Here is a 26,275-nt window from a genome sequence, read left to right on the forward strand (position 1 = left end):
CATTGATCTCAGTGTTGGTGAGATCTGCGAACACTCAGCAACTGCACAGTGCGTTATCCAGCACCTTGCGCAGTTCCAGCGGGTGATCCACCACCACATCGGCGCCCCAGTTGCGTGGGTTGTCGTCCGGGTGGATGTAGCCGAACGTGACTGCTGCGGTGCGGGTGCCGGCGTCGCGGCCGGATTCGATGTCGCGCAGGTCATCGCCCACGAACAGCACGCTGGCCGGGTCCAGGTCGAGCATCTTGCACGCCAGGATCAACGGCTCAGGGTCCGGCTTGCTGTTCTTCACGTGGTCCGGGCAGATCAACAGCGCCGAACGCTCGGCCAGGCCCAGCTGCTGCATGATCGGCTCGGCAAAGCGCAGCGGCTTGTTGGTGACCACGCCCCACACCAGCTTGGATTTTTCGATGTCTTCCAGCAGCTCGGCCATGCCGTCGAACAGTTTGCTGTGGACCGCGCAGCCCTTGAGGTAGCGCTCCAGGAATTCCAGGCGCAGTTCTTCAAAGCCTGGGGATTCCGGGTCCATCGAGAAGGTCACGGCAACCATCGCCCGCGCACCACCGGAGATTTCATCGCGGATGTGCTGGTCGTTGATCGGCGCCAGGCCGCGATCGGCGCGCATCGCCTGGCAGATCGCGATGAAGTCCGGCGCGGTGTCCAGCAAGGTACCGTCCATATCGAAGAGAACCGCTCGCAACTTCACAGGCTTACTCCTCGCGCAGGGTCTGGATCATGTAGTTGACGTCAACGTCGCTGGCCAGCTTGTAGTGCTTGGTCAGCGGGTTGTAGGTCAGGCCGATGATGTCTTTGACGGTCAGCCCGGCCTGACGGCTCCAGGCGCCCAGTTCGGAAGGGCGGATGAATTTTTTGAAGTCGTGGGTGCCTCGCGGCAGCAGCTTCATGATGTATTCGGCGCCGATGATCGCGAACAGGTAGGCCTTGGGGTTGCGGTTGATGGTGGAGAAGAACACCTGGCCGCCCGGCTTGACCATGCGGAAGCAGGCGCGGATCACTGAGGACGGGTCCGGTACGTGCTCGAGCATCTCAAGGCAGGTGATCACGTCGAACTGCTCAGGCATTTCTTCGGCCAGGGCTTCGGCGGTGATCTGGCGGTATTCCACGCTCACACCGGACTCCAGCTGGTGCAACTGGGCCACGGCCAGCGGGGCTTCGCCCATGTCGATACCCATTACCGTGGCGCCACGCTGGGCCATCGCTTCGCTGAGGATGCCGCCGCCGCAACCAACGTCCAGCACCTTCTTGTCGGCCAGGTTGACGCGTTCGTCAATCCAGTTGACCCGCAGCGGGTTGATGTCGTGCAGCGGTTTGAACTCGCTTTCACGGTCCCACCAGCGGTGGGCCAGGGCTTCGAATTTGGCGATTTCGGCGTGGTCGACGTTGCTCATGGTGAATCCTCTAAATCTGATAAATCGGTTTGCAGATGTTCAAGCGTAGGTTCAAACCCTGCGTTATTCGCTGTGCCCGCTGATGCGCTGGCCCCAGGCAATGGCCGTGGTGGTCAACTGTTGTTCATCCATGCGGGTCAATTGCCGGTCGTCGAGCAACTGCTTGCCGGCGACCCAAAGGTGTTTCACACAATCGCGTCCGGTGGCATATATAAGCTGTGAGACCGGATCGTAGATCGGTTGTTGCGCCAGCCCTGAAAGATCAAAGGCCACGATATCGGCGGCCTTGCCGACCTCCAGCGAGCCTATCTCGCTTTCCAGGCCCATGGCCCGTGCGCCGTTGAGCGTGGCCATACGCAGGGCACGGTGGGCATCCAGGGCGGTGGCCGAGCCGGCGACGGCCTTGGCCAGCATCGCGGCGGTACGGGTTTCGCCCAACAGGTCCAGGTCATTGTTGCTGGCGGCGCCGTCGGTGCCGATCGCCACATTGACGCCAGCCTGCCACAGACGCTCCACCGGGCAAAAGCCGCTGGCCAGTTTCAGGTTCGATTCCGGGCAATGGATGATGCTGGTGTTGCTTTCTACCAGCAAAGCCAGGTCGTCCTCGCTGATTTGGGTCATATGAACGGCCTGGAAGCGCGGGCCGAGCAAGCCGAGGCGGCCCAGGCGCGCCAAGGGGCGTTCACCGGTCTGCTCGACGGCTTGCTGCACTTCAAAAGCGGTTTCATGCACGTGCATGTGGATGGCCGCGTCCAGCTCCTCGGCGATGATGCGGATCTTCTCCAGGTTCTCATCGCACACGGTGTAGGGCGCGTGCGGGCCGAAGGTGATCTTGATACGTGGGTGGTGCTTGAGGTCGCCGAACAGCTCTACACCCTGGCGAATCGCCTCATCGGCCGTGCTGGCGCCGGGAATCGGGAAGTCGAGGATCGGAATCGCGATCTGCGCGCGCATGCCGCTGTTGTGTACGCAGTCGCTGGCGACCTTGGGGTAGAAATACATGTCGGAAAAGCACGTGATGCCGCCCTTGAGCTGCTCGGCGATGGCCAGGTCGGTGCCGTCGCGCACGAAGGCTTCATCGACCCACTTGGCCTCGGCGGGCCAGATGTGCTTTTCCAGCCAGGTCATCAGCGGCAAATCATCGGCCAGCCCGCGGAACAGGCTCATCGCCGCATGGCCGTGGGCATTGATCAGGCCGGGGCTGAGCAGCATGCCCGGCAGCTCGCGCACTTCGGTGGCCGAAAGCTTCAGTGCGGCGGCCCGTGGCCCGATAAAGGCGATGCGCCCATCGCGAATGCCCAGGCCGTATTCCTTGAACACCACGCCGGCAGGTTCGACAGGTACCAGCCAGGTGGGCAGCAGCAACACGTCGAGCGGGGCGGCAGTGGAGGTCATCGCAGGCTTCTTCCCGGGCAGCTATAAAAGAAGGGCGAAGTATACCCGAGCGTCCAGGCTGGCGGATCGCTATAATCGGCGGCTTTTGTTCATGAGTGCGGGGTAAGGGATGCGCGACCGACTGTTAGCGGCAGAGAAAGTGAAGGCCATCCAATGGCGTGATGGCGCGCTGCACCTGCTCGATCAGCGTGCCTTGCCGTCTCAGGAATCCTGGGTTGCCTGCACTACTGTGGCTGAAGTAGCCGATGCCATACGCACGATGGTAGTGCGCGGCGCCTCGGCCATTGGTATCAGCGCCGCCTATGGCCTGGTGCTCGCCGCCCGTGAATCCATGGCTGAAGGCGGTGACTGGCAGGCTGCGTGGGAAGAAGGCTACGCGCTATTGGCCGATACCCGTCCGACGGCGTCGAACCTGTTCTGGGCTTTGAAGCGCATGCGTGATCGCCTGGACCGCGTCAGCAAGCACGCCGACCCGCTGGCGGCGCTGGAAGCCGAAGCCATTGGGATCCATGAAAGCGACCGGGAAGCCAATGTGGTCATGGCCCAACTGGGTCTTGAGCGGATTCGCAAGCACCAGGGCAACCCCCAGGCGATCCTGACCCATGGCAATACTGGCGCACTGGCGACCGGCGGTGTCGGCACGGCCCTCGGGGTGATTCGTGCGGCCTTCCTGGAAGGCTTGGTCGAGCGTGTCTACGTCAACGAAACGCGGCCTTGGCTGCAAGGTTCGCGGCTGACGGCGTGGGAGCTGGCGGGCGAGGGCATCCCGGTCACGGTGAATACTGACTCGGCCGGCGCGCATATCCTCAAGACCAAAGGGGTGACCTGGGTGGTTGTCGGCGCCGACTGCATTGCCGCCAATGGTGATGTGGTAAGCAAGATCGGCACTTACCAGTTAGCCGTGTGCGCCATGCACCACGGCGTGCGTTTTATGGTGGTGGCGCCGAGTTCGACGCTGGATTTGATGATGGCAACGGGCGATGACGTCGCGCTGGAAGAGCGTGATCCCGGTGAATTGTTGGATGTCATGGGGCAGCGCTTGGAGGTGGCTGCTTTTAATCCGGTATTTGACGTGACGCCAGCCGATCTGATTGATGTGATCGTCACGGAAAAGGGCGTTGTTGAGCGTCCGGATACGGCCAAGCTGGCCAAGTTGATGTGCCGTAAGCGCCTGCATTGAGGGCTTTGCTGTCTGTGGAACCGTCATCGCAGGCCAGCCAGCTCCCACACTCACTGTGTTCACAAATCAACAGGTGGGAGCGGGCTTGCCCGCGATTGGCCTTAAAAGTCAATAAACCCCTCGCATCTGCCCCGGAAAAATAGCACCACCCTATCTCTGAGCCTCTCTCGTCGCCTTCAAGCCTGTCATCCGTCAACTTACTATGCTCCATGCGCATCAGGGGGATAGGTGCGTGGCGGCGATTGTGATAACATCCGGCGGTTTCCAGGGCTGCCTCAAGGGGCCGCCTATAACGTGCAGATCCGTGTCATAACTCGTTGATTTGTCGTAAGTCGTTGTCAGGCACTCTGCCGGCAGCGGCGAGCTTCGTTCGTCCCATAGGATGTGACGAGGTTTCACCCGAAAAAGGAATCAGGCTTCTCATGGGCGAACTGGCCAAAGAAATCCTCCCGGTCAATATCGAAGACGAGCTGAAACAGTCCTACCTCGACTACGCGATGAGCGTAATTGTCGGGCGGGCACTGCCTGATGCGCGCGATGGCTTGAAGCCCGTGCACCGGCGTGTGCTGTTCGCGATGAGCGAGCTGGGTAACGACTGGAACAAGCCGTACAAGAAATCTGCCCGTGTTGTCGGTGACGTGATCGGTAAGTATCACCCTCACGGCGACACTGCGGTGTACGACACCATCGTTCGGATGGCCCAGCCGTTTTCCCTGCGCTACCTGCTGGTAGACGGCCAGGGTAACTTCGGTTCGGTCGACGGCGACAACGCCGCGGCCATGCGATACACCGAAGTGCGCATGACCAAGCTGGCGCACGAGCTGCTGGCCGACCTGCATAAAGAAACCGTGGACTGGGTGCCGAACTACGACGGCACCGAAATGATCCCGGCGGTCATGCCAACCCGTATTCCCAACCTGCTGGTCAACGGTTCCAGCGGTATCGCCGTGGGCATGGCCACCAACATCCCGCCGCACAACCTCGGTGAAGTCATCGACGGTTGCCTGGCGCTCATCGACAACCCTGAGCTGACCATCGATGAGCTGATGCAATACATCCCCGGTCCGGACTTCCCGACCGCCGCGATCATCAACGGTCGCGCCGGCATCATCGAAGCCTATCGCACCGGTCGCGGCCGCATTTACATGCGCGCCCGCTCGATGATCGAAGACATCGACAAGGTCGGTGGCCGCCAGCAGATCGTCATCACCGAACTCCCATACCAGTTGAACAAGGCGCGTCTGATCGAGAAGATCGCCGAGCTGGTTAAAGAGAAGAAGCTGGAAGGCATCACCGAGCTGCGCGATGAGTCCGACAAAGACGGTATGCGCGTGGTGATCGAGCTGCGTCGTGGCGAAGTGCCTGAGGTGATCCTCAACAACCTCTACGCCCAGACCCAGCTGCAAAGCGTGTTTGGTATCAACGTGGTTGCCCTGATCGACGGTCGCCCGCGCATCCTGAACCTCAAGGATCTGCTGGAAGCCTTCGTGCGTCACCGTCGCGAAGTGGTCACCCGCCGTACCGTGTTCGAACTGCGCAAAGCGCGTGAGCGCGGCCACATCCTGGAAGGCCAGGCGGTTGCGCTGTCGAACATCGACCCGGTTATCGCGCTGATCAAGGCTTCGCCGACGCCGTCGGAAGCTAAAGAAGCGCTGATCAAGATGCCGTGGGAATCCAGCGCCGTCGTGGCGATGGTTGAACGTGCCGGTGCCGATTCGTGCCGCCCGGAGACCCTGGACCCGCAATACGGTCTGCGCGACGGCAAGTACTTCCTGTCGCCGGAACAGGCCCAGGCCATCCTGGAACTGCGTCTGCACCGCCTGACCGGTCTGGAGCACGAGAAGCTGCTGGCCGAGTACCAGGAGATCCTCAACCAGATCGGCGAGTTGATCCGCATCCTCAGCAGCGCTGTGCGCCTGATGGAAGTGATCCGCGAAGAACTGGAAGTGATCCGTGCCGAGTACGGCGACGTGCGCCGCACCGAAATCCTCGATGCCCGTCTCGACCTGACCCTGGGTGACATGATCCCGGAAGAAGAGCGTGTGGTGACCATCTCCCACGGTGGCTACGCCAAGACCCAGCCGTTGGCTGCGTACCAGGCTCAGCGTCGTGGCGGTAAAGGTAAGTCGGCTACTGGCGTGAAGGATGAGGACTACATCGCTCACCTGCTCGTCGCCAACAGCCACACCACGCTGTTGCTGTTCTCCAGCAAAGGCAAAGTGTACTGGCTGAAAACCTACGAAATCCCGGAAGCCTCGCGCGCCGCCCGTGGTCGCCCGCTGGTTAACCTGCTGCCGCTGGACAGTGATGAATACATCACCACCATGCTGCCGGTTGACGAATACACCGAAGGTCACTTCATCTTCATGGCGACCGCCAAAGGCACCGTGAAGAAGACTCCGCTGGAATCCTTCAGCCGTCAGCGCAGCGTGGGCCTGATCGCCCTGGAGCTGGATGAAGGCGACGTGCTGATCTCCGCTGCCATCACCGATGGCGAGCGTGAAGTCATGCTGTTCTCCGACGGCGGCAAAGTGACTCGCTTCAAGGAATCCGACGTGCGTGCCATGGGCCGTACCGCTCGCGGTGTGCGCGGCATGCGTCTGCCGGAAGGGCAGAAGCTGATTTCGATGCTGATCCCGGAAGAAGGCAGCCAGATCCTCACCGCTTCCGAGCGCGGTTATGGCAAACGTACTGCCATCAGCGAGTTCCCGGAGTACAAGCGTGGCGGCCAGGGCGTTATCGCCATGGTCAGCAACGATCGCAACGGCCGTCTGGTCGGCGCGGTCCAGGTGCTCGATGGCGAGGAAATCATGCTGATTTCCGACCAGGGCACCCTGGTACGTACCCGTGTGGCTGAAGTGTCGAGCCTGGGTCGCAACACCCAAGGCGTGACGCTGATCAAGCTGGCCAAGGACGAAAAACTGGTCGGCCTGGAGCGTGTGCAGGAACCGTCGGAAGTCGAAGGCGAAGAGCTGGAAGAAGGTGAAGTGTTTGACGGCGAGGTGATCGCAACCGGCGATGACCACGTCGACGAGCCAACCCTCGATGCTGCCGCAGACGAAGAAGAACCGCAGGAATAAGCGGACACACAGGGGGCGGATGAAGATTCGCCCCCTTGTTGTTTGTCCCCTTTGAAATACTTGGCTTTTGTCTGGGGCCGTTCCCTGTGGGAGCTGGCTTGCCTGCGATAGCATCACCGCGGTACCCGTTGAACTACCGAGGTGCCTGTATCGCAGGCAAGCCAACTCCCGCGTGGGTTTGCTTCAGATAAAGGTTGTTGCCGAACATGATTGCAGCCCCAACCAGATCAGAGTGAGATTGGATGTGAGCAAGAGAGCCTATAACTTCTGTGCCGGTCCCGCGGCGCTTCCTGAAGCAGTCCTGCAGCGCGCGCAGGGTGAACTCCTCGACTGGCATGGAAAAGGCCTCTCTGTGATGGAAATGAGCCATCGCAGCGATGAGTTCGTGTCCATCGCCACCAAGGCCGAGCAGGATCTGCGCGACTTGCTGGGCATCCCCTCCAACTACAAAGTGCTGTTCCTGCAGGGCGGCGCGAGCCAGCAGTTCGCCCAGATCCCGCTGAACCTGCTGCCGGAAGACGGCACCGCCGACTATATCGACACCGGTATCTGGGGGCAGAAGGCGATTGAAGAGGCCTCGCGCTATGGTCACGTCAATGTGGCCGGCACCGCCAAGCCTTACGACTACTTCGCCATTCCCGGTCAGAACGAATGGAAGCTGTCGAAGGATGCTGCCTACGTTCACTACGTAGCCAACGAAACCATCGGCGGCCTGGAATTCGACTGGGTGCCGCAAGTGGGTGATGTGCCGCTGGTGTGCGACATGTCCTCGGACATCCTCTCGCGCCCGATTGATGTGTCCCAGTACGGCATGATCTACGCCGGCGCGCAGAAGAACATCGGCCCCAGCGGTATCCTGGTCAACATCGTCCGTGAAGACCTGCTGGGTCGCGCGCGCTCGGTGTGCCCGACCATGCTCAACTACAAGGTCGCGGCCGATAATGGTTCGATGTACAACACCCCGCCGGCGTTCGCCTGGTACCTGTCGGGCCTGGTGTTCGAGTGGCTCAAAGAGCAGGGCGGTGTCGCCGCCATGGGCAAGCTCAACGAAGAGAAGAAGCGCACCCTGTACGACTTCATCGACGCCAGCGGCCTGTACAGCAACCCGATCAACCTGACCGACCGCTCGTGGATGAACGTGCCGTTCCGTCTGGCTGACGACCGTCTGGACAAGCCATTCCTGGCCGGTGCCGACGCACGTGGCCTGCTGAACCTCAAGGGCCACCGTTCGGTAGGTGGCATGCGCGCCTCCATCTACAACGCTGTCGACATCAACGCCATCAAGGCGCTGGTGGCCTACATGGCAGAGTTCGAAAAGGAACACGGCTAATGTCTGAGCAAGAACTCAAAGCTCTGCGCGTACGCATTGACAGCCTGGACGAGAAAGTCCTGGAGCTGATCAGTGAGCGCGCGCGGTGCGCCCAGGAAGTTGCACGAGTGAAGATGGCGTCTCTGGCGGAAGGCGAAGTGCCGGTATTCTACCGGCCTGAGCGCGAAGCCCAGGTGCTCAAGCGCGTCATGGAGCGCAACCAGGGCCCGCTGGGCAACGAAGAGATGGCGCGGTTGTTCCGTGAAATCATGTCTTCGTGCCTGGCACTGGAGCAGCCGCTGAAAGTGGCTTACCTCGGCCCTGAGGGCACCTTCACCCAAGCAGCAGCCATGAAGCACTTCGGCCACGCCGTGATCAGCAAGCCGATGGCGGCGATCGACGAAGTGTTTCGTGAAGTGGCCGCTGGTGCGGTGAACTTTGGCGTGGTGCCGGTGGAGAACTCCACTGAAGGCGCGGTCAACCACACGCTGGACAGCTTCCTTGAGCACGACATGGTGATCTGCGGTGAAGTTGAGCTGCGTATCCACCACCACTTGCTGGTGGGCGAGAACACCAAGACCGACAGCATCAGCCGTATCTACTCCCACGCTCAGTCCCTGGCCCAGTGCCGCAAGTGGCTGGACGCCCATTACCCGAATGTCGAGCGCGTGGCGGTGTCCAGCAACGCCGAAGCGGCCAAGCGGGTCAAGGGTGAGTGGAATTCGGCGGCGATTGCCGGCGATATGGCCGCTGGCCTGTACGGCCTGACGCGTCTGGCCGAGAAAATCGAGGACCGCCCGGACAACTCCACGCGCTTCTTGATGATCGGCAGCCAGGAAGTGCCGCCGACCGGCGACGACAAGACTTCGATCATCGTCTCCATGAGCAACAAGCCCGGCGCGCTGCATGAGCTGCTGGTGCCGTTCCACGACAACGGGATTGACCTGACGCGAATCGAGACGCGCCCTTCGCGCAGCGGTAAATGGACTTATGTGTTCTTTATCGACTTCATCGGCCATCACCGCGACCCACTGGTTAAAGGTGTGCTGGAGAAAATCAGTCAGGAAGCCGTAGCACTCAAGGTGCTGGGCTCTTACCCGAAAGCGGTTTTGTGAGGCTTTAACATGAGTGGCAACTTCCTCACCCTGGCTCAGCCGGGCGTGCAACAACTGTCGCCTTACGTTCCAGGCAAGCCTGTGGACGAGCTGGCGCGTGAGTTGAACCTGGACCCGTCGAAGATCGTAAAGCTGGCCAGCAACGAAAACCCGCTGGGCCCAAGCCCCAAGGTGTTGGCGGCGATTCGTGAAGCGCTGGCTGAGCTGACCCGCTATCCGGACGGTAACGGTTTTGCCCTCAAGTCCCTGCTGGCGGAAAACTGCCGGGTCGAGCTGAACCAAGTGACCTTGGGTAACGGTTCCAACGACATTCTTGAGTTGGTCGGCCGCGCCTACCTCGCGCCTGGCTTGAATGCGGTGTTCAGCGAGCACGCTTTTGCCGTCTATCCGATTGTCACTCAGGCGGTGGGTGCTGACGCGCGCGTTATTCCGGCCAAGGATTGGGGGCATGACCTGCCGGCCATGCTGGCGGCCATCGACGCCCAGACCCGTGTGGTGTTTATCGCCAACCCTAACAACCCGACCGGCACCTGGTTTGATGCGCAGGCGTTGAACGACTTTCTGCAAGACGTACCGGAGCACGTGCTGGTAGTGCTGGACGAGGCCTACATCGAGTACGCCGAAGGCAGCGACCTGCCGGACGGCCTGGATTTCCTCGCGGCTTACCCGAACCTGCTGGTGTCGCGTACGTTCTCCAAGGCCTATGGCCTGGCCTCGCTGCGGTTGGGTTACGGCCTGTCCACGGCGGTGGTGGCCGATGTGCTGAACCGCGTGCGCCAACCGTTCAACGTCAACAGCCTCGCCCTGGCGGCGGCCTGTGCGGCGGTGAAGGATGCCGAATACCTGGAAGAAGGCCGTCGCATCAACGAAAGCGGCATGCTGCAACTGCAGGAAGGCTTCCGTGAGTTGGGCTTGGGCTGGATTCCGTCCAAGGGCAACTTCATTTGCGTCGACCTTGGTCAACCGGCTGCGCCGGTCTTTCAGGGCCTGCTGCGCGAAGGCGTGATTGTGCGCCCGGTGGCCAACTACGGCATGCCGAACCACCTGCGTATCACCATCGGTTTGCCGGCGGAAAACAGCCGCTTCCTGGAGGCGTTGGCCAAGGTTCTGGCTCGTGGTTGATGTCACTGCATTGCAACCTGCTGTGCCTATGGTCGGTCGCTTGGTGGTGGTCGGTCTGGGGTTGATCGGCGGCTCCTTCGCCAAAGGCCTGCGTGAAAGCGGGTTGTGCGGCGAAGTGGTCGGTGTGGACCTGGACCCACAATCGCGCAAGTTGGCGGTTGAGTTGGGCGTGGTGGATCGCTGTGAAGCTGACCTGGCGCTCGCATGCCAGGGCGCGGATGTGATCCAGCTCGCTGTGCCGATTCTGGCCATGGAGAAGCTGCTGGCTTTGCTGGCCGAGATGGACTTGGGCCAGGCGATCCTGACGGACGTCGGCAGTGCCAAAGGCAATGTGGTGCGCGCGGCACAACTCGCGTTTGGCGGCATGCCGGCGCGTTTTGTGCCGGGCCACCCGATTGCCGGTTCCGAGCAGAGCGGGGTGGAGGCGTCCAATGCGCAGCTGTTCCGCCGCCATAAGGTGATCCTGACGCCACTTGAGCAAACCGATCCGGCGGCGTTGGCTGTGGTTGATCGGCTGTGGCGCGAGCTGGGCGCGGATGTCGAGCATATGCAGGTCGAGCGCCACGACGAAGTGCTGGCGGCGACCAGTCATTTGCCGCATCTGCTGGCGTTTGGTCTAGTGGATTCGCTGGCCAAGCGTAACGAAAACCTCGACATTTTCCGCTACGCCGCCGGTGGCTTCCGCGATTTCACGCGCATTGCCGGCAGCGACCCGGTGATGTGGCACGACATCTTCCTTGCCAATCGCGAGGCGGTATTGCGCACCCTGGACACCTTCCGCAGTGACCTCGACGCCTTGCGCGACGCGGTGGATGCCGGGGACGGCCATCAATTACTGGGCGTTTTCACCCGTGCAAGGGTGGCGCGTGAGCATTTCAGCAAGATCCTGGCTCGCCGGGCCTACATGGAAACTGCCGTGAACGCCGATGAGCTGACCTTTCTCGCCAGCCCGGGTGGCCGCTTGAGCGGGCAGATTCGGATGCCGGGCGACAAGTCGATCTCCCATCGCTCGATCATGCTTGGTTCATTGGCCGATGGTGTGACCGAGGTTGAAGGTTTTCTTGAAGGTGAAGATGCCCTGGCAACCTTGCAGGCGTTTCGTGACATGGGCGTGGTGATTGAAGGGCCGCACCATGGGCGCGTGACCATTCATGGCGTTGGCTTGCATGGCTTGAAACCAGCGCCGGGGCCGATTTACCTGGGTAACTCCGGGACGTCCATGCGCCTGCTGTCCGGGTTGCTGGCGGCGCAGAGCTTCGACAGTGTCTTGACCGGTGATGCTTCACTGTCCAAGCGCCCAATGAGCCGCGTGGTCACGCCGCTGCGGGAAATGGGAGCCGTGATCGAGACCGGGCCGCAAGGGCACCCGCCGTTGACCATTCGCGGTGGCCAGGCATTGAAGGGGCTGACCTACACGCTGCCGATGGCCAGTGCGCAGGTCAAATCCTGCCTGTTGCTGGCAGGTTTGTACGCCGAGGGTAAAACCTCGGTGACTGAGCCGGCCCCGACCCGTGATCATACCGAGCGAATGCTGCGCGGCTTCGGGTACCCGGTGCAGGTGCAGGGCGCTACGGCGTCGATCGAGTCGGGCCATGCATTGACCGCCACGCATATTGAGGTGCCGGGGGATATTTCTTCTTCTGCATTCTTCTTGGTGGCGGCGTCGATTGCCGAAGGCTCCGAGTTGTTGCTGGAGCATGTGGGGATCAACCCGACACGTACCGGGGTGATCGATATCCTGCGGCTGATGGGCGCGGATATCACCCTGGAAAACCTGCGTGAGGTCGGCGGTGAACCGGTTGCGGACCTGCGCGTGCGTGCTGCTGCGCTGAAGGGCATCGAGATTCCTGAGGCGTTGGTGTCGCTGGCTATTGATGAGTTCCCGGTGTTGTTCGTCGCGGCGGCCTGCGCTGAGGGCCGCACTGTATTGCGCGGCGCTGCAGAGCTGCGCGTGAAAGAGTCCGACCGTATTCAGGTCATGGCCGACGGTCTGTTGGCATTGGGCGTGAAGTGTGAACCGACACCTGATGGGATTATCATTGACGGGGGCCTGATAGGCGGGGGCGACGTGCATGCCCATGGCGACCACCGGATTGCCATGGCCTTCAGCGTGGCGTCCTTACGGGCTACTGCGCCGATTCGTATTCGTGACTGCGCCAATGTAGCTACATCTTTTCCGAATTTTCTTACACTGTGTGCCCATGTCGGCATCCGTGTTGCCCAAGAGGCTCAATTGTGAATATCAAAGCACCGGTGATTACCATCGACGGGCCAAGCGGCTCGGGCAAAGGCACCATCGCCGGCATTCTGGCCAAGCGCCTGGGTTGGTGCCTGCTCGATTCCGGCGCGCTGTACCGCGTGCTGGCGTTTGCCGCACGCAACCATGGCGTCGACCTGACCAACGAAGAATCCCTGAAGCTGCTGGCGGCGCACCTGGATGTGCAGTTCGTCGGCGCGACGGAAGGTCATCCGCAGCGCATCATCCTTGAAGGCGATGACGTCACCGATGATCTGCGCAACGAACAAGTCGGTTCCTGGGCTTCCCAGGTTGCCGCGCTGCCGGCCGTGCGTGACGCATTGCTGCAGCGTCAGCGGGCTTTTCAGGAGCCGCCGGGTCTTGTCGCCGATGGTCGTGACATGGGCACCGTGGTGTTTCCGGAAGCGCCGCTGAAGATTTTCCTGACCGCCAGCGCCGAGGAACGGGCTCGCCGCCGTTACTTGCAGTTGAAGGAAAAAGTCGATGGTGTTAGTCTGTCGAGTCTGCTAGATGAGATCCGTGCACGCGATGAGCGTGATACCCAGCGTGCGGTAGCCCCGCTTAAGCCGGCGGCTGACGCCATACAGCTGGATTCCACGGAGTTGTCCATCGAGCAGGTGCTGGAACGCATCTTGAGTGAAATCGCCATTCGCGATATCGCCGGGTGACCAAGAAGGCTGCAGGGGACCAGTCATAGTCCTGCGGTGCTTCTTCTAATTGAAACTAACCCACACCGTCTGGGGTGTGGAGATGGGCGTATTCTTCGCCCTTATCAACAGGAATTAAAATGAGCGAAAGCTTTGCGGAACTCTTTGAAGAAAGCCTAAAAACCCTGAACCTTCAGGCTGGCTCCATCATCACCGGTGTTATCGTTGATATCGATTACCAAGCTCGCTGGGTAACCGTTCACGCTGGTCTGAAGTCTGAAGCTCTGATCCCGCTGGAACAGTTCTACAACGATGCTGGCGACCTGACTATCAATGTCGGTGACGAAGTTCACGTTGCTCTGGACTCGGTTGAAGACGGTTTCGGTGAAACCAAGCTGTCCCGTGAAAAAGCCAAGCGCGCTGAATGCTGGATTGTTCTCGAAGCAGCCTTCGCAGCTGAAGAAGTGGTCAAGGGCGTTATCAACGGTAAGGTTAAAGGCGGCTTCACTGTCGACGTTAACGGCATCCGTGCGTTCCTGCCAGGTTCTTTGGTCGACGTTCGTCCAGTGCGCGACACCACGCACTTGGAAGGCAAAGAACTCGAATTCAAGGTCATCAAGCTCGACCAGAAGCGCAACAACGTTGTCGTTTCCCGTCGCAGCGTGCTGGAAGCAGAGAACTCCGCCGAGCGTGAAGCTCTGCTGGAATCCCTGCAGGAAGGCCAACAAGTCAAAGGTATCGTCAAGAACCTCACCGATTACGGCGCATTCGTCGATCTGGGTGGCGTCGATGGCCTGCTGCACATTACCGACATGGCTTGGAAGCGTATCAAGCATCCTTCCGAAATCGTCAACGTTGGCGACGAGATCGATGTCAAGGTTCTGAAGTACGATCGTGAGCGTAACCGCGTTTCCCTGGGCTTGAAGCAGCTGGGCGAAGATCCATGGGTTGCTATCAAAGCTCGTTACCCAGAAAGCACTCGCGTAACCGCGCGTGTTACCAACCTGACCGACTACGGCTGCTTCGCAGAGCTGGAAGAAGGCGTGGAAGGCCTGGTACACGTTTCCGAAATGGACTGGACCAACAAAAACATCCACCCTTCGAAAGTCGTACAAGTCGGCGACGAAGTGGAAGTTATGGTTCTGGACATCGACGAAGAGCGTCGTCGTATCTCCCTGGGCATCAAGCAGTGCAAATCTAACCCATGGGAAGATTTCTCTGGCCAGTTCAACAAGGGCGATAAAATCTCCGGCACCATCAAGTCGATCACCGATTTCGGTATCTTCATTGGTCTGGACGGCGGCATCGACGGCCTGGTTCACCTGTCCGACATCTCCTGGAACGAAGTTGGCGAAGAAGCTGTTCGTCGTTTCAAGAAGGGCGACGAGCTGGACACCGTTATCCTGTCGGTTGACCCAGAGCGCGAGCGCATCTCCCTGGGTATCAAGCAACTGGAAAGCGATCCGTTCTCCGAGTACGTTCAAGAGAACGACAAAGGCGCAATCGTTAAAGGCATCGTGAAAGAAGTTGACGCCAAAGGCGCCATCATCACTCTGGCCGACGATATCGAAGCGACTCTGAAAGCCTCCGAAATCAGCCGTGACCGCGTTGAAGACGCGCGTAACGTTCTGAAAGAAGGCCAGGAAGTAGAAGCCAAGATCATCAGCGTTGACCGCAAGAGCCGCGTAATCCAGCTCTCCATCAAGTCGAAAGACGAGATCGAAGAGAAAGAAGCCATTCAAAGCCTGCGCGATAAGCCAGCTTCGTCTGAGCCTTCTGCTGGTCCTACCACTCTGGGCGACCTGCTGCGTGCACAGATGGAAAAACAGAACTAAGTTCTGTCAGACCATAGAAAAAGGGCGACTTCGGTCGCCCTTTTTTGTGCCTGAAATTTGTTGAATCAACAACCTCGAACCAAGTCTTACAGCGGGGTGTCAGAACTGACTATAGTTTTCATACGCGCTATTTCGTGTTGTTGCTTCAATAAGGATTTGAATGAACAGGTTTATTGTCGTTTTCTCAATGATGCTGCTTGCTGGCTGCTCCACCAGTGCCAAGACTCACGCCAGGCACGGCGTCAGCGGCATCGAGATTGACTGTTCAGGGCTTGGCTCCAATTGGGAGAAGTGTGAGAAGCGTGCTGCCCGCGAGTGCAAGATGCAGGGCTACAAGGTTGTAGCTCGTTCCAGCGACGCCAAGGATGAAGAGGGTGACTATCTGTTTGGCTGGAACCCGGCTGGCGCGGTGACCCGTACGATGCTGGTGATCTGCAAATGAGGGCGCTGGCACTTTTTATGGGCGTAAAACGAACCTGCAGATAAGTTAGGGTGTGGGCTGTTCAAATTCACCAAGTCATGCTAAAACCTCTGAAGCGCTTTTCCTAGCTGCTTGAAAAAGAAGGGAAAAATATGACGAAGTCGGAGTTAATCGAACGAATTGTCACCCATCAAGGGCTGCTTTCATCCAAGGATGTAGAACTGGCTATCAAGACCATGCTTGAGCAAATGTCCCAATGCTTGGCCACTGGGGATCGAATCGAGATCCGGGGCTTTGGTAGCTTTTCCTTGCACTACCGCGCACCGCGTGTGGGCCGTAACCCGAAAACCGGGCAGTCCGTCAGCCTCGACGGCAAGTTTGTGCCGCACTTCAAGCCGGGCAAGGAGTTGCGGGATCGAGTGAACGAAGACGAGGAAGAAGGCGTCTGAGTGGTTTTGGGGTAGGAGTAAGTTATGCGTGGGATTAAACGCGTTGTTCTGGTGCTGGCAGTGCTGGCTGTCGCGCTGGTGGTGTTGGGCTTTGTGTTGGAAAACCAACAAGGCGTCTCTCTTTCGTTCCTGGGGTGGACCACCATGCAATTGCCGGTGGCGGTGTATGTTGTGGCTGCGCTGATCGTCGGGTTGTTGATAGGTCCGTTATTTTGCCTTTTGGCCGCCAGTGGCCGTCGTAATAAGCGAGCGTCTGCTGCGCGCGGATAATGTCCTCTTCGCTACTGCTCGCCCTTGTGGGTTGGGTAGGGGAGGCTATTCCTTTTCGTTAATCCTCTTGTGAAGCACGCGCTGTTTGAGGGCTTTGGTTTTGTTCGAACACAGTGAGTTCAATCTCTACAGCATTCTGTGTGAACTGGAAGAACGCATCAATCGCGAGTCGTTGCCGGTCAAGGTGTTGCCGATCCTGGGTTCGGTACGCAATCAGTCCAAGTTGCTTGATGTGATGAAAGCCTGGCACGTCAGCACCGTTTATCATGCTGCCGCGTACAAACATGTGCCGATGGTCGAGCACAATATTGCCGAAGGTGTGTTGAATAATGTCATTGGCACCCTGAACACGGCCCAAGCTGCATTGCAGGCAGGTGTGGCCAATTTTGTGCTGATCTCCACCGACAAAGCGGTCCGTCCGACCAATGTCATGGGCAGTACCAAACGCCTCGCCGAGATGACCCTGCAAGCCCTCAGTCGTGAGATAGCGCCTGTGTTGTTCAGCGACAATTCAAACGTCTCGCGCGTTAACAAAACCCGATTCACCATGGTGCGCTTCGGCAATGTGCTCGGCTCGTCTGGTTCGGTGATTCCGCTGTTTCACAAGCAGATCAAGTCGGGTGGGCCGGTGACGGTCACTCACCCGAAAATAACCCGCTACTTCATGACCATCCCGGAAGCTGCGCAACTGGTGATTCAGGCCGGTTCCATGGGACTGGGCGGTGATGTATTCGTGTTGGACATGGGCGAACCGGTAAAAATTGTCGAACTCGCGGAGAAGATGATTCACCTGTCGGGCCTGAGTGTGCGCTCCGATAGAAACCCGCACGGCGATATCGCCATCGAGTTTTCTGGACTGCGCCCGGGTGAAAAACTTTACGAAGAGTTACTGATTGGCGACAACGTCGTTGCCACCCAGCACCCGATGATCATGAGTGCCAATGAAGACCATCTGGCCTGGGATCTGCTCAAGGGCAAGCTGAGTGAACTGCTGGTGGCGGTGGATCAGGACGATTATTCCCGCGTTCGACAGCTGCTGCGCGATACGGTCAGCGGCTACTCACCGGACGGCGAAATCGTCGACCTGATCTTCCAGCAGCGCCGTCTGGAACCTTGATTTAACACGCTGTTACTCAAGCGTTTTTGACGCATCGTCGACCTGATCTTCCAGCAGCGCCGTCTGGAACCTTGATTTAACACGCTGTTACTCAAGCGTTTTTGACGAACGCCCAACATGACCTAAGTTTGAGAAGCAGCTTCGGAAAGCTGCTTTTCTTCTACCGATGTCATGGAGCGTCACCAATGCAAAACACTTACATCTCTTCGCTGATCTTCGCTTTACTCACCACGCTTTCGGTTGCCGTCAACGCAGCCCCTTCTATCAAGCCCGAAGCCCCGACCCCCATCACCGCGCAGATGCCCAAGGCCGAGCAGTCTGCCCAGGTCAACCTGAACGCGGCCGACGCCGAGACCCTGCGACGTGACCTCTTCGGCATCGGCGCGGCCAAGGCCAAGGCGATCATCGCCTACCGCGAAAGCAACGGCCCGTTTACGGCCGTGGATGAGTTGTTGGAAGTAAAGGGCATCGGCAAGGCGTTGCTGGAGAAAAATCGCGACAGGCTGGTGATCAATTGAGGATGTGAAAGCAGCTAAGGAGGCCGGTCACTGACCGGCCTTTTCATCCTCTGCAACCTGCGCTTTCAAACTGGCGCGTACTACATTCATGATCTGCGTCGCCAATTGCGGGCTCTCGACACTCCTGGACAGTACCAGAGCACCTACCAGCGTCGACATCATCACCAGGCTTTGTTCATCGGCATTCGCGTTGCCCAGGGCCGCTTCGACCTGCTTCAACCGAGCACCCAGTACCGCATCGGTGGTCGAGCTATGTTGGCCTCTGAGGCCCAGTTCCGAAGACATGGTTGGCAGCGGGCAGCCTTCTGCCGGTGAGGCCTTGTGCCATTCAGGCAGGTAGCTGTCGATGAACGCCTCCAACGGCCGCTCCTGGCTGAACAGCATTTCGCAATGGGCATCCAATTGCGCAGCAGCAGCCTGCAGGGCTTTTTCCACTGGATTTGAAATGTGAATAAAACCCGCCGTGCGTCAGGTTCAACGCTTTCATCAACGGCTGCAGGCCGGTGGCGCCGATACCGTCGCGGCGAAAGCGCACGGAGGCTTCCTTGATGATGCGTTGATGGGTCTGGGCTTTATGGTCTGCTGAATAACGCATAGGACTGCCTCGTGAACCAGTGTGCATTTTAACGGGTTAAACCGTTTTACACACCCAAGCAACCCTCGGCGATCTTGGCATGAAAAGTGTTTATGCCTTCAGCAGGGATTGTTCAACAATCATGAGGTGGTCATGACGCTCAGTTTGTCTTTAGCCGATCAGATTGCCCTGGAACTGCGTGCCGACATCATTGCTGGGCGGCTGTTACCAGGGATGGCGTTGGTCGAGGTTGATCTGGTCAAGGCCTACAACGCCTCGCGCAATACGATCCGCGAGGCGCTGCATCGTCTGGGGCAGGAGGGGCTCACTCGCTACGTGCGCAACAAAGGTGTGATGGTGCGGCGGCTGGAGCGCGACGAAGTGCGTGATCTGTTCGTCGTGCGCCGAACCCTTGAATTGCAGGCCATCGCCCAGAGCGCAGCGTTGACCTTTGATCAGGCCGAGCGCATGCAAAACGCCATTGAGGCCACCACCCTGGCCCGGGAGCGTGAAGATTGGCGCGCCGTGGCGACGCACAGCCTGGTGTTCCACCAGCAGGTTGTTGGGCTGATGCGCAGCCCATTGTTTGATGAGTTTTTCGCCCAAGTCATTGCCCAACTGCGGCTGGTGTTTTGCGCGGCACCCGATGAGCAGCGTTTCCAGGCGCCCTGGTTGGAGCGCGATCGCGAAATTTACGAATTATTGGCCCAAGCGGATAAACCGGCGGCAGGCCAAGCGATGAGCCTGTACCTGGATGATTCGCAGCGTCTGACATTAAGCCTGTTTACCTAACCCTGATCGAGGATCTTCACCATGTACAAAGACTATCCCGCCGCTTACCAGGTCAGTAAGGGGTCGGCGCTGCAGGTGGACACGGCGTTCTACGAACGCATTCGTGACCAGGCGGATAAACGCACGTTAATCGAGCAGTTTGAAGTGCCGATTCGCACGGGCAGGGCATGGAAGGTGCCGGCCGGGCATGTGTTCCGTGTCACCACGCCGGTGGGGCCGCAGGTCGGCGACTTCAATGTGTGGAACGCCAACGACCCGCGCGAACGCTTGTGGGCGGCGCGCACCCGCCAGTTGCAAGGCGCGCATGTCAGCACCCATGACCGGCTGTGGTCGAACCTGCCGTTTCTGCGGCCGTTGGTGACCATCACCGATGACAGCCTGGCGAGCTACGGCATCGATGAACATGGCGGGCGCCTGCACGACTTGCTCGGTACGCGCTGCGACCCGTATGTGAACCGCATGCTCACCGGCGAAGACTTTCATCACCATTGCCATTCAAACCTGACGCGCGCCGTGCTTCCCTACGGCCTGACCGAATTTGATGTGCACGACGTGCTGAATATCTTCCAGTGCACCGGCCTCAATCACGACGACATGTACTTCATGAAAGCCTGCCCGGCGCAGAAGGGCGACTACTTGGAGTTTTTTGCCGAGATTGATGTGCTCTGCGCACTGTCGACTTGCCCGGGCGGGGATCTGTCGTTGCCGATGTGGGGGCCAGACGCGCAAGACCCGCTGACGGTGTGTCGCCCGCTGGGGGTGGAGATCTATCGGTTGGAGGATGAGTTGCTCAAAGGCTGGAGCCAGCCCGAGCGTGCGGCCTATAAAGGCCAGCACGGGTTGCATATCGCCAAGGCGGATTGGGAGTAGCGGCAGGTTCAGCGGTCTTGTGCGTCTTTTGAGTCCGCTTGTGCGTTGCGCTCGGCCACGCGCTTGCGCTGTTCGTCGGTGAGTTCCACCTTGTTGGCGCTGTCACGCAGCATCAACAAACCACCGACGATCGAACCGATCGCGACCACTAAAATCAACCAGGCATACCACGGCATAGGGCTCTCCTTGAGGCAGCAAACCGTGGGTAAATTTCCCACGGTCATTGCTGCTTTGAGTAACGGGCGTTCTTAGTAGTTCATTGTAGGCCCGTTCCTGCTCAAGGTCTTAAAGGCCAGTCAACATCGCATCCGCCGGTGCATCGGCACGGTCTTGCGCGGTCAGCTGGAAGTAGATGAACCCCACCAGCATGAAACCGAGGAATATCAGCCCGATCAGTGCGTTGAACCAGGCCATTGCCACCAGGCACACCACCGCCAGTACCAAAGCGATGCCCGGCACGATTGGGTAGCCCGGCGCACGGAAGGTGCGCTCCAGCAGCGGTTCGGTCTTACGCAGTTTGAACAGGCTGAGCATGCTCATGATGTACATCACGATGGCCCCGAACACTGCCATGGTGATCATGGCGGCGGTCAAGGTCATGCCGCCCAGGTTGATCAGGCCGTCGCTGTAGATCGCCGCGATGCCGACCACGCCACCGGCGATGATTGCCCGGTGCGGAGTCTGAAAACGCGACAGTTTGGCCAGGAACGACGGCAAGTAACCGGCACGGGCCAGGGCGAAGAACTGGCGCGAGTAACCGAGGATGATGCCGTGGAAACTCGCCACCAGGCCGAACAGGCCGATCCACACCAGCATGTGCAGCCAGCCGGAGCTGTCGCCCACCACGGTTTTCATCGCTTGCGGCAACGGATCGTTGATGTTCGACAGGGTGCGCCAGTCGCCCACGCCGCCCGCGAAGAACATCACACCCATGGCCAGGATCACCAACGTCAGGATGCCGCTGATGTAGGCTTTTGGAATGGTGCGCTTGGGGTCTATGGCTTCCTCGGTGGCCATGGCCGCGCCTTCGATGGCGAGGAAGAACCAGATGGCGAAGGGAATCGCCGCAAACATCCCGGCAATGGCTGGCGCGCCGAAGGTATCGGAACCGGCCCAGCCATTCAGGGCGAAGTTGCTGAAGCTGAAAGCCGGCGCGACCACGCCCATGAACACCAGCAATTCAGCGACGGCGAGCACGCACACCACCAGCTCGAAGGTGGCCGCGAGCTTCACGCCGAGAATATTCAGGCCCATGAACACGATGTAGGCACCCACGGCCGCGTGTTTGGGGTCCAGGGCCGGAAACTGCACATTCAGATACGCCCCGATCGCCAGGGCAATAGCGGGCGGTGCGAAGACGAATTCGATCAACGTCGCAAGGCCGGCGATCAAGCCGCCTTTCTCACCAAAGGCGCGACGACTGTAGGCAAACGGCCCGCCAGCGTGAGGAATCGCGGTAGTCAGCTCGGTGAAACTGAATATAAAGCAGGTGTACATGGCGGCGACCATCAGTGAGGTCACCAAAAAGCCCAGCGTACCGGCCACGCCCCAGCCGTAGCTCCAGCCAAAGTATTCGCCGGATATCACCAGCCCGACGGCGATGCCCCACAAATGCAGGGTGCCCAAGGTGGGTTTGAGTTGTGTGTTCATCGTGTTGCGCTCCCTGAACGGTTTGGAATGATTCAGGGTGTTGCAGCGGCCATGCCACTGCGCGATGCGGTGTCGTAAAGGCGCCGAACTGTCGTCAAGGGAATGGTTTGGCGTTTGAAAATTGCCAGCGTCGCACCAGATGGGGGCGGTGGCGACCTCGCCGCCGCCATCGCGGGCAAGCCCGCCCCACTGCGGTCCGTGTGGGAGCCGGGCTTGCCCGCGATGAGGCCCACCCAGTCGTCGAAAACCCTCCTGTAAACCCCGCATAAACCCACTCTTTACGCCGTCTTTACGCCCCGCCCCTGCCGTCGCTCTCGTTCCTTTACGCCACTCCTGCGGACAATTGCCCCACACGCGGCAATCGCCGCAAAACGGAGAGACTTCCATGAGCGTTCTGGACGGGGTGTCACTGCTATTGGCCGTGGCGCTGTTCATTTATCTGCTGGTTGCGCTGTTACGCGCGGATCGGAACTAGGAGCAGGCTATGCACAGTTATGACTATTGGCTGATCATCGCCTTCTTTGCCGTGGTGCTGGTGCCGGCACCGTTCCTGGGGCGGTTCTACTACAAGGTGATGGAAGGTCAGCGCACTTGGCTCACGCCAGTGCTCGGCCCCGTCGAGCGCGCGTGTTATCGCTTGTCGGGCGTGGATGAACATCAGGAACAGAGCTGGCAGAAGTACATGCTGGCGTTGCTGGCGTTCAACCTGGCAGGTTTTGTGTTGCTGTTCGCGATCCTGCTGTTCCAGGACTACCTCCCACTGAACCCGCAGAAATTGCCGGGCCAGGAATGGACCCTGGCCTTCAACACCGCGGTCAGTTTCATGACCAACACCAACTGGCAGAACTACAGCGGTGAGGCGTCCCTGAGCTACCTCATCCAGATGGTCGGCCTGACCGTGCAGAACTTCGTCAGTGCCGCCACCGGCCTGGCCGTGCTGGTCGCCCTTTGCCGCGGTATCGGTCGCAAATCCACCAAGACCTTGGGTAACTTCTGGGTCGACATGACCCGCGCTACCCTCTACGGCCTGCTGCCGATGTGCCTGGTGTTTGCGCTGTTCCTGGTGTGGCAGGGCGTACCGCAAACCTTCGCTCACTATGTGAGCGCCGTGACGATGCAGGGCGTTGACCAGGTGATCCCACTGGGCCCGGCTGCGAGCCAGATTGCAATCAAGCAACTGGGCACCAACGGTGGTGGTTTCTTCGGCGTCAACTCGGCGCACCCGTTTGAGAACCCGACCGCTTGGGCCAACCTGTTCGAGTTGTCGGCGATCATCCTGATCCCGGTGGCGCTGGTGTTTACCTTCGGCCATTACGTGAAAGACCTGCGTCAGAGCCGGGCGATCCTCGGCTGCATGCTGGCCCTGTTCCTGATCGGCGGCGCGACCTCGTTGGGGGCCGAATACCAGCCCAACCCGACCCTGAACAATCCAGCCGTTGAGCAAGCCGCGCCGCTGGAAGGTAAAGAAGTGCGCTTCGGTACCACCGCCACTGTGTTGTGGTCGGTCACCACCACGGCGGCGTCCAATGGTTCGGTCAACGGCATGCACGACAGCCTCAACCCGCTGAGCGGCATGGTGGCGCTGGTCAACATGATGGTCGGCGAAGTGATCTTCGGCGGCGTCGGCGCCGGTATGTACGGCATGTTGCTCAACGTGTTGATCGCGGTGTTCCTCGCCGGCCTGATGATCGGCCGCACCCCGGAATACCTGGGCAAGAAGCTGCAGGCCAAGGAAGTGCAATTGCTGGTGGTGACCTTGCTGGTCATGCCGGTGGGCACGCTGGTACTGGGCGCCATCGCCGCCAGCCTGCCTGGCCCGGCGGGTGCCATCAGCAACCCCGGCCCTCACGGTTTCAGCCAGTTGCTGTACGCCTACACCTCGGCCAGTGCCAACAACGGTTCGGCGTTCGGCGGCTTCAGTGGCAACACCACGTTTCATAACCTGATGATGGGCCTGGGCATGTTGATCGGCCGCTTCGGCTACATCCTCCCGGTACTGGCCCTGGCCGGCAGCCTGGCGATGAAAAAGACCGCACCGATTGGCCAGAACAGCTTCCCCACCCATGGTCCGCTGTTCGTGACCCTGTTGACCGTGACCATTTTGCTGGTGGGCGGCCTGACTTTCCTGCCGACACTGGCACTGGGCCCAATCGCTGAACATTTGAGCATGGGCTTCTGAGGGATATGAAAATGAATATGCCTGCAAAAAATGCGGCCCCTGTGACAACCCAGGAACCCGCCAAAACCGCCATCTCCGCCCTGTGGCGCCCGGCGCTGATCCAGGCGTTCGTCAAGCTGGACCCGCGCCAACTGCAACGCTCGCCGGTGATGCTGGTGGTCGAACTGACCGCCATCCTCACCACCGTGTTGTGCTTTGTACCCGACGTCAACGTGCCGACGTTTGTCGCCGTGCAGATCGCCGTTTGGCTGTGGTTCACCGTGCTGTTCGCCAACTTCGCCGAAGCCTTGGCCGAAGGTCGCGGCAAGGCCCGCGCCGACAGCCTTAAAGCCGGTAGCGAAGGCCTCAGCGCGCGCCGCAAAGAGGCCGACGGCAGCTTCAAAGTCGTGCCGGCCACCAGCCTGCGTAAAGGCGACGTGGTACGCGTCACCGCCGGGGAAATGATCCCCGGTGACGGCGAGGTCATCGAAGGCATTGCGGCGGTTAACGAAGCGGCGATTACCGGCGAATCCGCGCCGGTGATCCGCGAGTCCGGCGGCGACCGTTCGGCCGTCACTGGCAACACTCGGTTGGTGTCGGACTGGCTGCTGATTCGCATCACCGTCAACCCGGGCGAGTCCACGCTGGACCGGATGATCGCCCTGGTAGAAGGCGCCAAGCGCCAGAAAACCCCCAACGAAGTCGCGCTGGATATCTTGCTGATCGGCCTGACCCTGATCTTCCTGCTGGTGGTGGTCACCTTGCAGCCGTTCGCCCACTTCGCCAATGGCAGCCTGCCGCTGGTGTTCCTGGTCGCACTGCTGGTGACGCTGATCCCTACCACCATCGGCGGCCTGTTGTCGGCCATCGGTATCGCCGGTATGGACCGCCTGGTGCGCCTCAATGTGATCGCCAAGTCCGGCCGCGCCGTGGAAGCGGCGGGTGACGTGCATGTGTTGCTGCTGGACAAAACCGGCACCATCACCTTCGGCAACCGTCGCTGTGCTGCGGTGATCGCCGCGCCTGGCGTCAGCGGTCGTGACCTGGCTGAAGGTGCGCTGCTGGCCTCCCTGGCGGATGACACGGCGGAAGGTAAATCCATCGTCGAGTACCTGCGGGCCTTGCACCCTCAGGCAGAGCCGAGCCTGGATCAACTGACCTCGGTGCCCTTCAGTGCTGAAACGCGTTTGTCGGGTGTCGACTACCAGGGCCGTGTGTTCCGCAAAGGCGCGGTCGACTCGCTGCTGGCGTTTATCGGCCAACAACGTCGCGACCTGCAGCCGGCACTCTCGCGGGAAATCGACAAGATCGCCCAAAGCGGCGGCACACCGTTGCTGGTGTGCGCCGATGGCAAACTGCTGGGGGCGATCCACCTCAAAGACGTGGTCAAACCTGGCATCCGCGAACGTTTCGCCGAGCTGCGCAAACTGGGGATTCGCACCGTGATGGTGACGGGCGATAACCCACTGACCGCTGCTGCGATTGCTGCTGAAGCCGGTGTGGATGACGTGTTGGCCGAAGCCACGCCGGAGAAAAAACTCGCGCGCATTCGCCACGAACAAAACGACGGTCGCCTGGTTGCGATGTGCGGCGACGGCGCTAACGACGCCCCGGCACTGGCCCAGGCTGACGTTGGCATGGCGATGAACGACGGCACCCAAGCGGCCCGTGAAGCGGCCAACATGGTCGACCTCGACAGCGACCCGACCAAGCTGCTGGACGTGGTGCAGATCGGCAAGGAATTGCTGGTGACCCGCGGGGCGCTGACCACGTTCTCCATCGCCAACGACGTGGCCAAATACTTCGCGATCCTGCCGGCGTTGTTCGCCTCGATCTACCCGCAACTCGGCGTGCTCAACGTGATGCACTTGCAGAGCCCGCAGAGCGCGATCCTCTCGGCCATCGTGTTCAACGCGTTGATCATCGTGGTGCTGATTCCCCTGGCGCTGCGCGGTGTGCGCGTGCAGGCGGCGAGTGCGGCGGCATTGCTGCGTCGCAACCTGCTGATCTACGGGCTCGGTGGGATCCTGGTGCCGTTCGTGGGCATCAAGGCGATCGACATGCTGCTGACTGCGCTGCACCTGGTGTAACCCGGATCGTTCCCACG

The 26,275-nt window shown here is 60.0% G+C and carries 22 protein-coding genes and 2 pseudogenes; 18 read left to right on the plus strand and 6 right to left on the minus strand.

Features of this window, described 5'->3' with window-relative positions:
• Nucleotides 1-34 precede the first annotated feature (34 nt).
• The 3 genes from mupP to GJU48_RS07680 all read right to left on the minus strand — a co-directional run bounded on the left by mupP (nucleotide 35) and on the right by GJU48_RS07680 (nucleotide 2,804).
• The gene (gene mupP, locus GJU48_RS07670; RefSeq protein ID WP_094952921.1) at nucleotides 35-706 is read right to left on the minus strand and encodes an N-acetylmuramic acid 6-phosphate phosphatase MupP; all 672 of its coding nucleotides are present in this window, start codon (nucleotides 704-706) and stop codon (nucleotides 35-37) included.
• Between the two features lie 4 nt (nucleotides 707-710).
• Nucleotides 711-1,409, minus strand: coding sequence for a bifunctional 2-polyprenyl-6-hydroxyphenol methylase/3-demethylubiquinol 3-O-methyltransferase UbiG (ubiG, locus tag GJU48_RS07675; protein ID WP_094952922.1), 699 nt, complete (start codon nucleotides 1,407-1,409; stop codon nucleotides 711-713).
• A gap of 63 nt (nucleotides 1,410-1,472) precedes the next feature.
• Nucleotides 1,473-2,804, minus strand: coding sequence for a TRZ/ATZ family hydrolase (locus GJU48_RS07680; protein ID WP_094952923.1), 1,332 nt, complete (start codon nucleotides 2,802-2,804; stop codon nucleotides 1,473-1,475).
• Between the two features lie 109 nt (nucleotides 2,805-2,913).
• Here GJU48_RS07680 and mtnA point away from each other — a divergent pair, with 109 nt between their 5' ends.
• From mtnA to GJU48_RS07745, 13 genes and pseudogenes are all read left to right on the plus strand, one after another.
• Nucleotides 2,914-3,984, plus strand: a complete 1,071-nt coding sequence (gene mtnA, locus GJU48_RS07685; RefSeq protein ID WP_094952924.1) for an S-methyl-5-thioribose-1-phosphate isomerase — start codon at nucleotides 2,914-2,916, stop codon at nucleotides 3,982-3,984.
• Between the two features lie 422 nt (nucleotides 3,985-4,406).
• Entirely contained in the window at nucleotides 4,407-7,064 is a 2,658-nt protein-coding gene (gene gyrA, locus GJU48_RS07690; RefSeq protein ID WP_094952925.1) for a DNA gyrase subunit A, read from the plus strand.
• A gap of 244 nt (nucleotides 7,065-7,308) precedes the next feature.
• Nucleotides 7,309-8,394: a 3-phosphoserine/phosphohydroxythreonine transaminase gene (gene serC / locus GJU48_RS07695; RefSeq protein ID WP_094952926.1), complete on the plus strand. Its 1,086-nt coding sequence runs from the start codon at nucleotides 7,309-7,311 to the stop codon at nucleotides 8,392-8,394.
• Nucleotides 8,394-9,488: a prephenate dehydratase gene (gene pheA, locus GJU48_RS07700; RefSeq protein WP_094952927.1), complete on the plus strand. Its 1,095-nt coding sequence runs from the start codon at nucleotides 8,394-8,396 to the stop codon at nucleotides 9,486-9,488. The genes serC and pheA overlap by 1 nt, the downstream gene beginning before the upstream one ends.
• A gap of 9 nt (nucleotides 9,489-9,497) precedes the next feature.
• Nucleotides 9,498-10,610, plus strand: a complete 1,113-nt coding sequence (gene hisC / locus GJU48_RS07705) for a histidinol-phosphate transaminase (protein WP_094952928.1) — start codon at nucleotides 9,498-9,500, stop codon at nucleotides 10,608-10,610.
• 28 nt (nucleotides 10,611-10,638) lie between these two features.
• Nucleotides 10,639-12,849 (plus strand): bifunctional prephenate dehydrogenase/3-phosphoshikimate 1-carboxyvinyltransferase, encoded by a 2,211-nt coding sequence (locus tag GJU48_RS07710; RefSeq protein ID WP_256589301.1) that lies wholly within the window; start codon nucleotides 10,639-10,641, stop codon nucleotides 12,847-12,849.
• On the plus strand, nucleotides 12,846-13,535 hold the full coding sequence (cmk, locus tag GJU48_RS07715) for a (d)CMP kinase (RefSeq protein WP_094952930.1): 690 nt from the start codon (nucleotides 12,846-12,848) through the stop codon (nucleotides 13,533-13,535). The genes GJU48_RS07710 and cmk overlap by 4 nt, the downstream gene beginning before the upstream one ends.
• 119 nt (nucleotides 13,536-13,654) lie before the next feature.
• Nucleotides 13,655-15,349 (plus strand): 30S ribosomal protein S1, encoded by a 1,695-nt coding sequence (gene rpsA, locus GJU48_RS07720; RefSeq protein ID WP_094952931.1) that lies wholly within the window; start codon nucleotides 13,655-13,657, stop codon nucleotides 15,347-15,349.
• A 160-nt stretch (nucleotides 15,350-15,509) separates the two neighbouring features.
• A complete protein-coding gene (locus tag GJU48_RS07725; protein WP_094952932.1) occupies nucleotides 15,510-15,791 on the plus strand; it encodes a hypothetical protein in 282 nt (93 codons plus the stop codon).
• Between the two features lie 131 nt (nucleotides 15,792-15,922).
• Nucleotides 15,923-16,219: an integration host factor subunit beta gene (gene ihfB, locus GJU48_RS07730; protein ID WP_003218804.1), complete on the plus strand. Its 297-nt coding sequence runs from the start codon at nucleotides 15,923-15,925 to the stop codon at nucleotides 16,217-16,219.
• Nucleotides 16,220-16,243: 24 nt separating this feature from the next.
• Nucleotides 16,244-16,489 (plus strand): LapA family protein, encoded by a 246-nt coding sequence (locus GJU48_RS07735; protein WP_094952933.1) that lies wholly within the window; start codon nucleotides 16,244-16,246, stop codon nucleotides 16,487-16,489.
• Nucleotides 16,490-16,583: 94 nt separating this feature from the next.
• A pseudogene (locus tag GJU48_RS07740) lies at nucleotides 16,584-17,606 on the plus strand (UDP-N-acetylglucosamine 4,6-dehydratase family protein); the annotation flags it as partial.
• A 185-nt stretch (nucleotides 17,607-17,791) separates the two neighbouring features.
• A complete protein-coding gene (locus tag GJU48_RS07745; protein WP_094952368.1) occupies nucleotides 17,792-18,124 on the plus strand; it encodes a ComEA family DNA-binding protein in 333 nt (110 codons plus the stop codon).
• A 27-nt stretch (nucleotides 18,125-18,151) separates the two neighbouring features.
• Here the strand turns inward: GJU48_RS07745 and GJU48_RS07750 are convergent.
• A pseudogene (locus GJU48_RS07750) lies at nucleotides 18,152-18,719 on the minus strand (TetR/AcrR family transcriptional regulator).
• Nucleotides 18,720-18,851: 132 nt separating this feature from the next.
• On the opposite strand from GJU48_RS07750, the gene GJU48_RS07755 reads away from it, so the two are divergent.
• Both GJU48_RS07755 and GJU48_RS07760 read left to right on the plus strand, forming a co-directional pair.
• The gene (locus GJU48_RS07755; RefSeq protein ID WP_094952369.1) at nucleotides 18,852-19,490 is read left to right on the plus strand and encodes a GntR family transcriptional regulator; all 639 of its coding nucleotides are present in this window, start codon (nucleotides 18,852-18,854) and stop codon (nucleotides 19,488-19,490) included.
• 21 nt (nucleotides 19,491-19,511) lie between these two features.
• Nucleotides 19,512-20,360 carry an urea carboxylase-associated family protein gene (locus tag GJU48_RS07760; protein ID WP_094952370.1) on the plus strand — a complete coding sequence of 283 codons (849 nt, stop codon included), beginning with the start codon at nucleotides 19,512-19,514 and terminating at the stop codon, nucleotides 20,358-20,360.
• Nucleotides 20,361-20,368: 8 nt separating this feature from the next.
• Here the strand turns inward: GJU48_RS07760 and GJU48_RS07765 are convergent, their stop codons facing one another.
• Entirely contained in the window at nucleotides 20,369-20,536 is a 168-nt protein-coding gene (locus GJU48_RS07765; protein WP_083359476.1) for a DUF2897 family protein, read from the minus strand.
• Between the two features lie 109 nt (nucleotides 20,537-20,645).
• Nucleotides 20,646-22,010: an ethanolamine permease gene (gene eat, locus GJU48_RS07770; protein WP_094952371.1), complete on the minus strand. Its 1,365-nt coding sequence runs from the start codon at nucleotides 22,008-22,010 to the stop codon at nucleotides 20,646-20,648.
• Between the two features lie 385 nt (nucleotides 22,011-22,395).
• Here eat and kdpF point away from each other — a divergent pair, with 385 nt between their 5' ends.
• The 3 genes from kdpF to kdpB are packed head-to-tail and all read left to right on the plus strand — an operon-like array spanning nucleotide 22,396 to nucleotide 26,258.
• The gene (kdpF, locus tag GJU48_RS07775; RefSeq protein ID WP_003218754.1) at nucleotides 22,396-22,485 is read left to right on the plus strand and encodes a K(+)-transporting ATPase subunit F; all 90 of its coding nucleotides are present in this window, start codon (nucleotides 22,396-22,398) and stop codon (nucleotides 22,483-22,485) included.
• A gap of 9 nt (nucleotides 22,486-22,494) precedes the next feature.
• On the plus strand, nucleotides 22,495-24,189 hold the full coding sequence (kdpA, locus tag GJU48_RS07780; protein ID WP_094952372.1) for a potassium-transporting ATPase subunit KdpA: 1,695 nt from the start codon (nucleotides 22,495-22,497) through the stop codon (nucleotides 24,187-24,189).
• 11 nt (nucleotides 24,190-24,200) lie between these two features.
• The gene (gene kdpB, locus GJU48_RS07785; protein WP_371917701.1) at nucleotides 24,201-26,258 is read left to right on the plus strand and encodes a potassium-transporting ATPase subunit KdpB; all 2,058 of its coding nucleotides are present in this window, start codon (nucleotides 24,201-24,203) and stop codon (nucleotides 26,256-26,258) included.
• Nucleotides 26,259-26,275 lie beyond the last annotated feature (17 nt).

The organism is Pseudomonas sp. IB20 (assembly GCF_009707325.1).
Classification (GTDB): Bacteria; Pseudomonadota; Gammaproteobacteria; order Pseudomonadales; family Pseudomonadaceae; genus Aquipseudomonas.

Bases quoted from the DNA above. Each gene is read 5' to 3' on its own strand.
- ubiG (WP_094952922.1), bottom strand. From the start codon at position 1,409: ATGAGCAACGTCGACCACGCCGAAATCGCCAAATTCGAAGCCCTGGCC.
- GJU48_RS07680 (WP_094952923.1), bottom strand. From the start codon at position 2,804: ATGACCTCCACTGCCGCCCCGCTCGACGTGTTGCTGCTGCCCACCTGG.
- mtnA (WP_094952924.1), top strand. From the start codon at position 2,914: ATGCGCGACCGACTGTTAGCGGCAGAGAAAGTGAAGGCCATCCAATGG.
- gyrA (WP_094952925.1), top strand. From the start codon at position 4,407: ATGGGCGAACTGGCCAAAGAAATCCTCCCGGTCAATATCGAAGACGAG.
- pheA (WP_094952927.1), top strand. From the start codon at position 8,394: ATGTCTGAGCAAGAACTCAAAGCTCTGCGCGTACGCATTGACAGCCTG.
- hisC (WP_094952928.1), top strand. From the start codon at position 9,498: ATGAGTGGCAACTTCCTCACCCTGGCTCAGCCGGGCGTGCAACAACTG.
- GJU48_RS07710 (WP_256589301.1), top strand. From the start codon at position 10,639: ATGGTCGGTCGCTTGGTGGTGGTCGGTCTGGGGTTGATCGGCGGCTCC.
- rpsA (WP_094952931.1), top strand. From the start codon at position 13,655: ATGAGCGAAAGCTTTGCGGAACTCTTTGAAGAAAGCCTAAAAACCCTG.
- GJU48_RS07725 (WP_094952932.1), top strand. From the start codon at position 15,510: ATGAACAGGTTTATTGTCGTTTTCTCAATGATGCTGCTTGCTGGCTGC.
- ihfB (WP_003218804.1), top strand. From the start codon at position 15,923: ATGACGAAGTCGGAGTTAATCGAACGAATTGTCACCCATCAAGGGCTG.
- GJU48_RS07735 (WP_094952933.1), top strand. From the start codon at position 16,244: ATGCGTGGGATTAAACGCGTTGTTCTGGTGCTGGCAGTGCTGGCTGTC.
- GJU48_RS07745 (WP_094952368.1), top strand. From the start codon at position 17,792: ATGCAAAACACTTACATCTCTTCGCTGATCTTCGCTTTACTCACCACG.
- GJU48_RS07755 (WP_094952369.1), top strand. From the start codon at position 18,852: ATGACGCTCAGTTTGTCTTTAGCCGATCAGATTGCCCTGGAACTGCGT.
- GJU48_RS07760 (WP_094952370.1), top strand. From the start codon at position 19,512: ATGTACAAAGACTATCCCGCCGCTTACCAGGTCAGTAAGGGGTCGGCG.
- GJU48_RS07765 (WP_083359476.1), bottom strand. From the start codon at position 20,536: ATGCCGTGGTATGCCTGGTTGATTTTAGTGGTCGCGATCGGTTCGATC.
- eat (WP_094952371.1), bottom strand. From the start codon at position 22,010: ATGAACACACAACTCAAACCCACCTTGGGCACCCTGCATTTGTGGGGC.
- kdpF (WP_003218754.1), top strand. From the start codon at position 22,396: ATGAGCGTTCTGGACGGGGTGTCACTGCTATTGGCCGTGGCGCTGTTC.
- kdpA (WP_094952372.1), top strand. From the start codon at position 22,495: ATGCACAGTTATGACTATTGGCTGATCATCGCCTTCTTTGCCGTGGTG.
- kdpB (WP_371917701.1), top strand. From the start codon at position 24,201: ATGAATATGCCTGCAAAAAATGCGGCCCCTGTGACAACCCAGGAACCC.